The organism is Sphingomonas sanxanigenens DSM 19645 = NX02 (assembly GCF_000512205.2).
Classification (GTDB): domain Bacteria; phylum Pseudomonadota; class Alphaproteobacteria; order Sphingomonadales; family Sphingomonadaceae; genus Sphingomonas_D; species Sphingomonas_D sanxanigenens.
In genome coordinates this window covers 4,145,138-4,157,226 of the sequence record NZ_CP006644.1, presented here as the reverse complement: position 1 = coordinate 4,157,226, position 12,089 = coordinate 4,145,138, and the positions used below count along the sequence as shown (strand labels likewise).

Sequence of the window (12,089 nt, the reverse complement as noted above, 5' to 3'; positions counted from 1 at the left end):
CGAATGTCAAAAGCGAGCCGAGACAATGGTGGAAGGGTCGGTAGTACATCCGAGATGATTGATCCTGCGTCCGCGAGCAGGACAGCGGTACGGAATCTGATCGAGACGTCGGAGAAAGCCGGCGGCCAGAAAAAGCTTCCCCCCATTTACGATGGATCCTTCGGGCGCACGCTATACGATACATCAGGCTCATCGGATGGTTCGGTGACGGTCGTGATGCCGCCTGATAAGATACTGGACGTGACGTCTCAGGCGCTCCTTCGCGTCGAAAGCCATCCTGACGGTCGTCGCTATGTCGGGACCGTTTCAGCTGGGCCCTTCTACGATCCCGATGGCATAAGCGCCGACTCCACCGCGATGGTGATCTCGGCGGTCAACGGCGCGATCGGAATGCCGGGTCACCACGGGCGACTCCAACTGCAGTTGCTCGGGGAAGAAAGAGGGGGCCGCATTGGGCCTGCCAATCGCAGGCCGATCCCGAACTCACCGGTATTCCTCGTCGATGATGCGGAGATGTCCTCAATCCTCGGTTTGGAGGGTGACTTCGCCATCGGCCGCGTCATGGGCCACGAAACAGTCGATGTGCCGATCCCTGTTCACAAGAAGTCGGTGCTATATCGTCATACAGGGGTCCTCGGCACTACGGGCGGCGGAAAATCCACGACGATCACTAACTATGCCGCAGGTATCGCGGCGGAGGGCGCGGCGGTCATCCTGCTCGACACGGAGGGCGAATACACCACGATGCATGAGGTGACTGCGGACGCTGATATGTTAGCCCTCGCCAAGGCTCAGGGTCTTCCGATCAAGGGTGTGCCCGACACCCATGTACTGACGCTCGTCGGCCGGGAACCGAGCAATCCCGACCACCCGTCCCACACCGAGTTCACGCTTGATTTCAGTGTGCTTTCGCCATGGACAGCGATCGAGATTCTCGGGATGAATGACGCACAGCAAGGACGGTTCCTCGCGGCCTATGACATCGGTCGACGTCTGCTGGGCGACATCAATGTCTTTCCGATCAAGAAGGATGCCGAGTCAGAACGGCAGGCGCTGGATTGGGACGAAATGGAGTCGGGCTATCCTCACCTGACCCTAGTGGATTGATTCCAACGTTTGGTGCCCGCGCCTGACGGCAGCGATAATGTGATCGGGATCAGCCTTCCATACAAACGGCCTGGGTTCCTGATTATGCTCTTTGATGAAGCGGTTGATGGCGGCCTGGAGATCGACGACGGAGCAGAAGACGCCGTTCTTCAGGCGCCGGCGGGTCAGCTTGGCGAAGAAGCCCTCGACGGCGTTCAACCAGGAACACGACGTAGGCACAAAGTGGAAAGTCCAGCGCGGATGCCGGGCGAGCCAGGCGCGAACCTTCGGCTGTTTGTGGGTGGCGTAGTTGTCAAGGATGACGTGGACGGCCTTGTCTGACGGCAGTTCGGCCTCGACCGCGTTCAGGAAGCGGATGAACTCCTGGTGCCGATGCCGCTGCATGTTGCGCCCGATCACCGAGCCGTCGAGGACGTTCAGCGCCGCGAACAACGTGGTCGTCCCGTTGCGCTTATAATCATGCGTCATGGTCGCCCCCCGGCCGCGCTTGAGTGGCAACCCCGGCTGTGTGCGGTCGAGCGCCTGGATCTGGCTCTTCTCGTCCACCGACAGCACGATCGCGTGCGCCGGCGGCGAGACGTAGAGGCCGACCACGTCGTGCAGCTTCTCGGCAAACGCCTTGTCGTTGGACAGCTTGAAGCTGCGCCAGCGATGCGGCGCGAGGCCGTGGTCGTGCCAGATCTTCACGACCGAGGACGCTGCGATGCCCGCCGCCTTGGCCATCGCGCGCACCGTCCAGTGCGTCGCCTCCTGAGCCGGCGCCTCGAGCGTCAACGCCACAACCTTGTCGACGAGCGTCGTCTCGAGCGGCGCGATGCCAGGGGGGCGGGTTTTGTCGCGGAGCAGGCCATCGACACCTTCGGCCATGTACCGCTCCTGCCAGCGCCACACGCACGTTTTCGACTTGCCCGTCTGCGCCATGATCGCAACGGTGCCCAGCCCATCATCCGTCAAAAGGACGATCCGCGCGCGCCATACATGCTTCTGGGGCGACCCACGGGCCGAAACGAGAGCTTCAAGCCGCGCCCGATCCGGTGCCGTGACGACGAAGGTGATACCACTACGCATACCGACTCGTCGCACAATGTCGCGCTCAGCGGAATCCACAAAACGGACTCTTCCGTTCCGATCAATCCACTAGCGGTGCTGATCGATGTCGTTTCCGCCTGCATCGCGAACCTCAAAAAGGGTGAGGTCACCTTTTGGGCCAGCGATTTGCTGCGCAAACGGAGTGACGCGCGGACCAAGCTCGAAGAGATCGTGAATCAGACCGAACTCGAGAAAGTTCCGTCGAGCTGGATGAAGGTGTCTGGTCTGCTCTGGCGCATGCACCGGCTGAAGATTTTCGATCGTGCCGATGCCGACCAGCTCGATGTGCCGGCAATGCTTCAGCCTGGTCGGGTCAACATCATCGACCTTTCTGACTTGGACAGTCCGGTGCTGCGAAACCTCGCGATCGCGCAGGTGCTGCGACAGTTGCAGACTGAGCAAGAACGCGCTTATGAACTGGCAACAGCCAAGGGGCAGACGCCAACGCCGGTCAACCTCATCATCGAGGAAGCACACGAATTCCTGTCGACCGCCCGGATCCGGCAGATGCCGACGCTCTATGAACAGGTCGCGCGCATCGCGAAACGGGGGCGCAAGCGTTGGCTGGGCCTGACATTCGTCACGCAGCTGCCGCAAAATCTACCCGATGAAGTGTTGGCGCTAATCAACAATTGGATCCTGCATAAAATACAGGACGAGAGCGTCGTCGGCAGGCTGCGGCGGACCATCCCCGCCATCGATCAGAGCATGTGGCGCTCGCTCGCGTCGCTGCAGCCTGGACAGGCGGTCGTTAGCCTCGCGCATATGCGCCGCCCGATCATGACGCAGATCCATTCTTCAACGGCGAAACTGAGGCTGGAAAGCTGATTATGTCTGAATTCGCCAAAATTCCGTCGATCCGCGTTCATTATATGCTGGCCGTAGTGAAAGCATTAGGTGCCCATGGGGGCTCATCAAGCCCCGCGGCCGTCTATGCATGGCTTAGTACGAACACGCAGCGGCGTGACCAAGTTACTCCGGATGGCGTAACTCCGGAGCAACACTTCCAGCGGGAAGTGCGCTTCGCGCGGCAGGAACTTGCGGACGGCGGGGTTCTAACCAGCGTTGACGGCCTATGGGTGCTGATCGACCTGGCAGCAGCACCTCATCTCTCAGCCGATGACGCCCGTCGGATCATCCGTGAGAATCGCCGCCGGCGAGAAGAAAAAGCCGCTCAGAAGCTCGCAGGCACGTCCATCAATATTGAGACAGGCACAAAACGCCCGGGACATAGGGAGGTCGGCCCGACCACGGGCCCGCGACCCTGTTCATGGGAGGGCCAGATATTTAGGGACGACGAACCCGCATGGACCTATGCCTTTGCGTTCGAAGGCTCCGACCTATGGAAGATTGGCTTTGCCGGTGACATCGACGAAAGGCTCGCAAGGGTAAATCAGCACGTCCCGGTCGAGTTGCTTGAACGGCGATGGATAGCGGTACTGAGCACACACTGGCCTACCCAATCAATGGCCTATGCGATGGAGCAAGAGGTTCTCTTTCGCCTCTCAGGCCAAAGAACGATGTTTGAACGAGTTCGTTGTTCGCTCGGACAGCTTCATTCGGCATGGGAGGACGCTCGGGCTGCCTTGGAGGCCAAATATGCCTCCATCACCGCTTATTGAGTCAAAGAGCGTCCCAATATTGTCCGGTTCCTAAAATGGACGAACTGTGGTTCTAGAGCCAAGATAGAAAACTATTGGTTCAGCAGTGCGATGGCGGAGTCGCCATTTCAAGCGCGATTAATTTCTAGTCATCTGTTCCTATATATCAATATCGTTTTCGTTTGGGGGTTATGATTGTGACGCATGTACTCGATCTCGCGAAATTCAAGGCCAAGGCCAAACTCAATGGTCGATATTCCAAGCAGCTGATACGCTTGCAGACCGCGGATATCCCCACGACAAGCATCGAGACCGCGGTCAGCGGCGCGATCGCCAATTTAGCGATGGCCAGCACGTCGGCCCTCGTCATTTATGGCGAGCCGCAGAGCGGCAAGACCGAGATGATGATCTGCCTGACGGCGAAACTGCTCGACGACGGGCACAAGATCATTGTCCATCTCATGAACGACAGCGTCGACCTGCTGACGCAGAACTTGCGTCGCTTCAAGGCATCCGCCCTGGCCCCGGCCCCGCGTAATTCCTCCGAATTGCTGCAGACGGCCAACGGCCAAAAGCCGGCCGAACTGGTCGTTTTCTGCAAGAAGAACGCGCGCGACCTCGAGAAGCTGATCGAACGACTGAAGGACATGGGCAAGGTCGTCGTGATCGACGACGAAGCGGATTATGCCACACCGAACTCCAAGGTGAACCAGGGCACGAAGACGACCATCAACGATCTCGTAGGCCAGCTCATCGGCAGCGATGGCTTCTACATTGGCGTTACCGCGACACCCGCGCGGCTCGACCTCAACAACACGTTCAAGAACGACACCGAAAAGTGGGTGAGCTTCCCGCCGCATGCAAAATATACAGGGCAGGACGTCTTCTTCCCGCTGGACAAGAAGGTGCCTTATCGCCTCACCTATCTTCAGCAGGGTGGAAATCCCCAGGAGGCCAGGGACGCGCTCGTCCGCTTCCTCGTCGCCGCCGCATATCTCAACGTCGTCGTGAACGACGAAGAGAAGAACTACACGATGCTCGTACACACGAGCGGCAAGAAGCTCGATCATGAAGCCGACCGCATCACCATCGAGGAAGCGGTGCATGCCTTGACGGAAGCCGATAGCACAGACTTCGAAACGCTTGTCACAAGCGTCTATGCGACAGCCCAGCAGCTTTATCCGGCGGCCGATCCCGATGAGCTCACCGGCTATGTTGTCGAGAATGCCTCGCGCACCAGCCTGGTGGTGCTGAACAGCGAGCGCGACCGGAAGGCGGCGGGCGATAGCGCCACCGAGCCTTCCTCACCGTTCACGATTATCATCGGCGGCAATATCGTTTCGCGCGGCGTCACCTTTCCGAACCTGCTGTCGATGTTCTTCACCCGCAACGTGCAGCACAAGCTGCAACAGGATACCTATATTCAGCGCGCGCGCATGTTCGGTGCGCGTGGCGCTTATCTCGAGCATTTCGAGCTGACGATCCCGACTCAGCTTTATGCCGACTGGCACCGATGCTTCGTTTTTCACCGGCTTGCGCTCGCGACGGTCAAGAGCGAACTGGGATCGCCGGTGTGGATCGGCGACAGCCGCGTATCGGTCGCGTCCGATCCCAGCATCGACAAGGCAACTGTCGCGCTCGACAAAGGCGAGATGTCGTTCGGCATGTTCGACTATACGGACGAGCTGGACACGATCGTTCTCGCCAATCAGACGAGCGTCGCCACCTTGGATGCGCTTCGCGCGCAGCTCGGCAACGACGCCCTGCCGCAATTTCTGATCGAATATATTACAGCGGTGACCGCTGGTGGCGGCGGCACGCTGGCGATCCATACTGCTTCGTCCATTGCTGGATCGGCCGACGCCAATCAGGCCGCGATCTCTCGCGACAAGGGGTTTATGGGCAAGAGCCAGCTTGAGCCGAAGAAATTTCCGACCGCCGTTCACCATGTGAAGATCTTCTTCAACGCCGCTGGGCGGGCGAAGCTGTTCTACAAATACAAGGGGAGCCTGCAGTTCATCCAGAACCTCAACGACCCGCTGGCGGCGTGACGGTCACGCGCGGGCGAAGGAGAGGATTGTTTCGGTGCGCATGCGCTTGCCGAGTGGTTCGCTTGTCATTGGCAGATAACGGCTGCGCATCGGCAAGGGGCGCTCGGTCTCGCTGATCAACGTCAATCCGGCGAACTGGGCTGCCGTCGCAACCGCTGCCGAGTTCTTGATGAATACGTCGCGCAGACAGGAATTGCCAACCACGAAGGTCGCGCGCGCGCCCTGTTTCAGCACGCGCGCGATTTCGCCGATCATACGGCGAATATCCTGGACGTAGCGGGCAATCATGGAACCGAATTTGTTAGGGAGCTGATCGATCTCGCCCATGGCGGTGCGCATGGCTGCCAGCTCGACGGCCTCGTCCACCTGATCCGGTGCGCGCTCGGCACCGATGCTGTTGGAGCGGATCGTCCGCAAATCGCCAAGGCGATGGCCAAGCCAGATCAGCGACAGGCGGTGCCCGCGCATGTAGTCGATCGCATTAAGGTACGGCGGCGATGTGAGGACCGCGTCGACGCTTGAGTCCGCAACCGACGTCAGGATGCGCGCGTCGCCCAGCCCGATCGCTGCACCGCCTGGAGGCGGCGCTTCGCTCAGGCGCTTGCGCACAGCCTTGATCGACCGGTCGAACATCGGCCTGACCTCGAAGTCATTCGCGTCGGCGATCTTGTGTGGGCGGCTATGGGAGACGTCCCGCGCGAGCGAGGCGCCTTTGTCCTTGGTGATGATGAGACGGCTGAGCGCGATCTTCAGAAGATCAATCGCCAAATGCTCATCGGGGCTGGAAAGCTCCGCGACGAGCTGATCAAGAACACAGGCGATTCGGCGCAGTTCGCTCTTTTGGGGATCAGCAAACCAGAAATCGACAAAAGCCTTCGTTTCAGGATCATTGTCTATCCAGGGCAGAGCGGCGTCTGACGCGGCAAGCGCGTCGACCCGCTTGTTTACGCGCTCGGCCAGATCGACCACGAGCTTATCGTCCACAGCCGTGGTCCAGACGCGGGTCATGAGGACCGCCAGAGGATCCATGTCGAATCCGACCGCCTGATGGCCGAGATCGGTCGCCTGACGCAAAACCGTGCCCGAGCCCGCCATCGGGTCAAGTACGATGCCCGGCGAAGCCAGTTCTTTCAGTTTTTCGAGGGCCAGTTCAGGCGCCATGCGCGCCGGGAAGGGGTGAATAGAGCGGATCACGATCTTCCTCCCGATACGCGTTTGTCCGAAACTTACCGTATCTTTCGGACAACGTAAAGAGGGAGTTGCATTTGTCCGAAAGATACCGCATTTTTCGGACAAAGAGGAATGTGTCATGCGTGGTCCTTCACTCGATCTCAAACCACAGATTCTCGACCGCATCGCCACCGTCCCCGGCGCAGTGTGGACGCCGGTGGATTTTCTCGATCTCGGGCCGCGCGCTGGGATCGACAAGGCACTCCAGCGATTGGTGAAGACCCAGGAGCTGGATCGCCTCGATCGAGGACTCTACTATTTGCCGCGCTTCAACAGTCTGACCGGTCGAAGCAGCACGCCTGAGACCCGGGCGGTCGTTGACGCGGTAGGCCGGCGCGATCAGGCCCGGCTCGTTGTCGATGGCATGACGGCGGCGAACGATCTGGGGCTGACGACGGCTGTTCCGGGGCAGGTCGTAGTCCAAAGCGATGCCCGGCTGCGCCCGATCCAGCTAGGCAATCAGAAAATCACATTCAAACAGGCCGCGCCGAGCCGGCTCTTTTGGGCTGGACGGCCAGCCATGCGGATCGTTCAGGCACTGCACTGGCTTCAAGACATCATCAACTCGCACCAGGATGGGGATGTGACGACACGCCTCCACAGCCTTCTCAGCGACCCGGCACGAGGGCAATTGATCCGTGATGATCTCCGCGATGGTTTGCCAACGCTCCCTATCTGGATGCAGTCCTATCTGCGTGACTTGCTTGAAAGCGCCGATCCCACACTGGCCCTGCCGCTCGGTCGACCGGTGAAACGGTCGACTTCGCCGAAGCTCCCGACATCGAAGAGGGGAGGGCAGAAGCTGAGCAGCACGTCCGTCGCGCCCGCCGGCGCACCCACAGGTCAGAAAAATACCGATCGCGGCGGATCGACGAAGGCACCCTCATGAACCCCGCATTCGCTAGTGTGCTGGCGGCTCCAGCCGAGGACCGGCGCGGATTGTTCGCCGACACCGGACGGCGCCTCGGCACAAGCGAGCGCAACGTCGAGAAGGACTTCTGGGTCTGTTGGACTTTGGACGCCCTGTTCAACGATTTGCCTGCCGGTCATCCACGGCTGCTGTTCAAGGGAGGCACCTCGCTGTCGAAAGCCTACGGGCTCATATCCCGCTTCTCGGAAGACATCGATATTACCGTCTTCCGCGATGATTTAGGCGAGGCAGCCTCCGTCGATGTACTCGAAGCGATGAGCGGCAAAGCCAGAGTTCGCCAGCTTGAGTCCATCCGAGAAAGCTGCAGTACCTATATCAACGATACGCTGGCGCGGGAGCTGTCGGATATCCTGGCCGGAACGCTCGCCGCCGCCAAAATCTCGGCGAATGCTCGGCTGGTATCCGATCCCAATGATCCGGATGGGCAAACCCTCCTGCTCTGGTATCCAAGCGTCACTGTCGAGACCAACGACTACGTACTTCCTGCGGTCCGTATCGAGTCCGGAGCGAAGTCGGCGCTCGATCCGCATGCGCCGGCGCGGATCGTCCCTTATGTCGCACAAGACATGGGTGACGAGAGCTTCGTCATCGACAATATCACCACCGTCGCCGCGGCCCGCACTTTCTGGGACAAGATCGTGATCCTGCACGGGATGCGGCACTGGTATGATCGTCGCGGGGTCGTTCGACAGGAAGGGCAGCGCATTACCCGCCACTATTACGATGTCTATCGCCTGCTCGGCTCGCCGGTTGGTCGAGAGGCACTTTCGGACATAGCATTAGGGATCGATTGCGCGCGTCATGCGCGAATGTTCTTCAACCGTCCGGATTTCGATCTCAACAATGCAATTGCCGGCAATTTTTCTCCCGCTCCGGCTGAGGGTATGCTGCATGCGCTTGAACGCGACTATGACAGTATGAGCGGAATGATCTTCGGCCCAGTTCCCACCTTCGTCGACGTCATCAACGCTGCGCGCGAGATTGAAGCCCAACTGAAGCGTTAATTTGATCAGTGAGGAAGGACCAATCATGACGAGGGTTAGGGTGCAGTCGTGGGGTTAGAACATTGGGATCAGGCACGCGGGCGGTGGGTACTTTATCGCGACCAGCAACACCACAGCGCCGACTGCACGAGATATCCTTTCGAGAGCATCCCGCGACGCGTGTTTCTCGACACGAACATCGTCAATCTACTCGTCAAGCGCGCACCCCATATCTTCGAGCAGGAGCCCCTTCCTGAATCGCTCGATACAACGTCAGCGTGGGACACGGAGGCATTGATGCATGTGTTTCAGATTGGGACCAGGGCCCACTGGGACCTGGTGGTTTCGGCAAAGACGATCGATGAGATTTCCAGGACGCGAAACGCATCGGTGCGCGAGGATCTGCTCGATTACGCCTTCGAGGTCGTCGACACCCAGAGCGAGGACAGCGCCTTCGCGGCCGATTTCGGTCGCCGGCTCGCCGATGCACCGCTCGTAGCCTCCTTGCCAGATCGTGCGGACCGCGAGCTCCTCGGTAACGCGATCGGCTTGGGCTGCGATGTCTTCTGCACGAGTGACAGGAGCACCATCATCAACAAGCGGGGCCAGCTGCCCCAGCTGCCGCTCCGCATCCTGACACCCGTCGAGTGGTGGGCGCATGTCAAACCGTGGGGTGGTCTGTGGTGCTAGCTCGCCGGCCAATCCGGGAAGTCGATTCATCCTGCCCAAAAAAACTTCCGCCAGGTGACCAGCAGATTCAGGAAATGCTCGGCCCACTCCGACCGCGCCCGATCGACCAGCTGATGCCGTCGCCGCGCATCAATCCCGAGACCGATTTGCCGACCTGCCGCTCCAGTACCGGACGCCACGGCACGAGCGTGAAATCACGGGATCGCTCAACCAGCGCGAAGCGCCCGCTGACGAGATCAACCGAGCGGCGGTAGACGCCCTCGATCCGGGCGCCCTCGGCAGCCTCCCGGAATGGCATTTTCATCTCATCAACGAGCTGTCCCCCGACCCGTAGCAGCTCGCGCCGCTGCAGCGCCGCGATCATGCCGCTCGGAAACGTCGTGCCGCCGCCCGTCTCCTCGGCAAATCCCTGCGTTACCAGCCACTGTCGCCGACGCGCCTGGGCGTCGCGCAGATCGTGGCCGAACCCGGCATTGCGGGTTGGCTCCTGCGAGCCCGATACCAGTTCCCGATCTATCCAGGTCGCGGCGTCGGCATCGACCAGCCGATCGAGCGGCTGTGCCGACAGCATGGTGATTGCAACCGGACGATCCAGCAGCCTCGCCGCCTCATGGGCCGCCACACGATCGAGATGGTCGGGTGCGATGATCCAGCGGCCCGACGGCTCGCGCTCGACGGTACCCGTTGTCCGTCGCATGGCCTCCAGCCGCCTGACATGGGTTTCGGCAAAGGCCTGAGTGGCGGTCGGATCGTGGCGAAGATGGGCGTCCACATCGTATCGTCCATCATTGGCAGCGGCGACCTCGGCGATGGTCCGATCCACCTCCCGCACTGTCGGGCTAAGGGGGGCGATCCGCACAATCGCACCACGCGGCAGGCTGACGTCGGTTTCCGTGCCCCCTTCGGAGAAGCTCAGGGCGGGCTTGCCGATCGCCACATAATGGCTGCGCCCGTCCACGCCGTCGACGATCAGATAATGGCGATCAGCGTGCTCGTCGGCGAGCCCGTGCGCCAGCACACGGCCGACCAGCGGGCGGGCATCGGGCGCGGCCGGGTCGTAGATCGCCTGGTCGGCCGGCGCCCGGGCAATCGCGGCGCGCGAAAATTCGCGCTGCATCGCGCGGATGATGTCGCCACGTTCGCCCAATGCGCGGAGTGTATCGGCGAGGTCGGGCGCGAGCCGGAAGCGGCCCGCGCCGAGCGGCTCGGCCAGGCCCATGCGCGACAGCTTCGCCAGCCGGCCGGCGCGCAGCGTGTGGTCGAAGGCGTCGTGACCGTTGGTCGCCACTACTCGCTCGGTGTCCGCCCCCTTGAGCAAGGCCCTATCGATCGAGGTCAGGCGCTCCTGCTCGACTTCGGCGCGTAGCATCTGCGCGATTTCGCGGTGGGTGCGCGGCCCCAGGTCGAGGTCCACCAGCTCGGCGGCGCGCTCGCGGATACCGGTCGTCATATAGTCGCGGGCGATGACCAGATCGGCGCCACGATCATCCTTCCCGCGCACGACGATATGGGTGTGCGGATGGCCGGTGTTGAAATGGTCGACAGCGACCCAGTCGAGCCTGGTCCCGAGATCCTCTTCCATGCGCGCCATCAGCCGGCGGGTGAGCGGTTTCAGATCGTCATATTGATCCCCGTCCTCGGGCGAAACGATGAAGCGGAACAGGTGGCGATCACCAGACCCGCGCTCGCCGAACGCCTTGCCGTCGACGGTATCGGTATCGCGCCCGTAGAGTGTGCCGCGTTCGCCCTCGCGCGTCGTGCCATCACGCTGGAGATAGCGCAGGTGCGCGGCAGCGGCCGACGCGCCCTTGCCGGCCAGCTTGACGATGCTTGCCTTGACGATGACGCGGCGGCCGTTCGACGCCGCATGTCCGCCGCGGCTGGCGAGCATCCGCCCGACACCCGCGCCGCGCCCGATCCGGGTGCCCGAGAACGCTCCCCGCGCAAGGCCTGGCGTAGCCGCGCTACCACGCGCAAGATTGGCGGCGGCCAGGACACGGCCGAGATAGCGCCGGGCGCGCTTGCCGCCCTGCTGGCGCTGGCGCCCGAGGCGCGGTTCAAAACTGTCGTCGTCGGCCATTATCCTGATTCCGGGGGCGTGGAATGGCAAGCATGAAGCCCAGCGGTCCCCCTGAAAACCGGTGCCGGCGAACATGGCGGAATGCCGCCCTATGCGGACGGGACGGCACTGGTGCCGGGAGGCCGGTGCCGGTCACGGGTCCAAAAAACGATGTGCAGACAAAGGCTTATGAAACGCCAGTGCCATAGCTTTATCTTGCCTTACGCCGCCCTCCCGTCTGAACCGCTCCTGCCGCCTATTTCCGCTATCCTGTTGCCCGTCCATTTCGCCCGAGCCGAGGCAAAAAGAAGCCGGGACACGATGCCTGTCCGGCACCCTGTCCCGGCG

Annotated in this window: 10 protein-coding genes; 7 read left to right on the top strand and 3 right to left on the bottom strand. The window is 61.4% G+C overall.

The features are described from left to right. The first annotated feature begins 3 nt into the window (after positions 1–3). Positions 4–1,107 (top strand): helicase HerA domain-containing protein, encoded by a 1,104-nt coding sequence (locus NX02_RS18885; protein ID WP_084717936.1) that lies wholly within the window; start codon positions 4–6, stop codon positions 1,105–1,107. On the opposite strand, the gene NX02_RS18880 is transcribed toward NX02_RS18885, so the two are convergent. Then, complete coding sequence (locus tag NX02_RS18880; protein WP_025290714.1) at positions 1,096–2,175, bottom strand: IS630 family transposase; 1,080 nt, start codon at positions 2,173–2,175, stop codon at positions 1,096–1,098. The genes NX02_RS18885 and NX02_RS18880 overlap by 12 nt on opposite strands. A gap of 75 nt (positions 2,176–2,250) precedes the next feature. On the opposite strand from NX02_RS18880, the gene NX02_RS18875 reads away from it, so the two are divergent. The 3 genes from NX02_RS18875 (at position 2,251) to NX02_RS18870 (ending at position 5,848) form a co-directional block, all read left to right on the top strand. After that, positions 2,251–3,024: an ATP-binding protein gene (locus NX02_RS18875; RefSeq protein WP_053000677.1), complete on the top strand. Its 774-nt coding sequence runs from the start codon at positions 2,251–2,253 to the stop codon at positions 3,022–3,024. Positions 3,025–3,026: 2 nt separating this feature from the next. Next, on the top strand, positions 3,027–3,818 hold the full coding sequence (locus NX02_RS32595; protein WP_158014082.1) for a hypothetical protein: 792 nt from the start codon (positions 3,027–3,029) through the stop codon (positions 3,816–3,818). A 176-nt stretch (positions 3,819–3,994) separates the two neighbouring features. After that, on the top strand, positions 3,995–5,848 hold the full coding sequence (locus NX02_RS18870; protein ID WP_025293757.1) for a Z1 domain-containing protein: 1,854 nt from the start codon (positions 3,995–3,997) through the stop codon (positions 5,846–5,848). A 3-nt stretch (positions 5,849–5,851) separates the two neighbouring features. Here the strand turns inward: NX02_RS18870 and NX02_RS18865 are convergent, their stop codons facing one another. Beyond that, entirely contained in the window at positions 5,852–7,042 is a 1,191-nt protein-coding gene (locus tag NX02_RS18865; protein WP_025293756.1) for a class I SAM-dependent methyltransferase, read from the bottom strand. Positions 7,043–7,157: 115 nt separating this feature from the next. Here NX02_RS18865 and NX02_RS31675 point away from each other — a divergent pair, with 115 nt between their 5' ends. The 3 genes from NX02_RS31675 (at position 7,158) to NX02_RS18850 (ending at position 9,682) form a co-directional block, all read left to right on the top strand. Next, positions 7,158–7,967, top strand: a complete 810-nt coding sequence (locus NX02_RS31675; RefSeq protein ID WP_084717934.1) for a DUF6088 family protein — start codon at positions 7,158–7,160, stop codon at positions 7,965–7,967. Then, positions 7,964–9,013 (top strand): nucleotidyl transferase AbiEii/AbiGii toxin family protein, encoded by a 1,050-nt coding sequence (locus tag NX02_RS18855; protein ID WP_025293754.1) that lies wholly within the window; start codon positions 7,964–7,966, stop codon positions 9,011–9,013. The genes NX02_RS31675 and NX02_RS18855 overlap by 4 nt, the downstream gene beginning before the upstream one ends. 159 nt (positions 9,014–9,172) lie before the next feature. Beyond that, positions 9,173–9,682, top strand: a complete 510-nt coding sequence (locus tag NX02_RS18850; RefSeq protein ID WP_025293753.1) for a hypothetical protein — start codon at positions 9,173–9,175, stop codon at positions 9,680–9,682. Positions 9,683–9,749: 67 nt separating this feature from the next. Here NX02_RS18850 and rlxS read toward each other — a convergent pair whose 3' ends face one another. Further along, positions 9,750–11,762: a relaxase/mobilization nuclease RlxS gene (rlxS, locus tag NX02_RS18845; RefSeq protein WP_025293752.1), complete on the bottom strand. Its 2,013-nt coding sequence runs from the start codon at positions 11,760–11,762 to the stop codon at positions 9,750–9,752. Positions 11,763–12,089 lie beyond the last annotated feature (327 nt).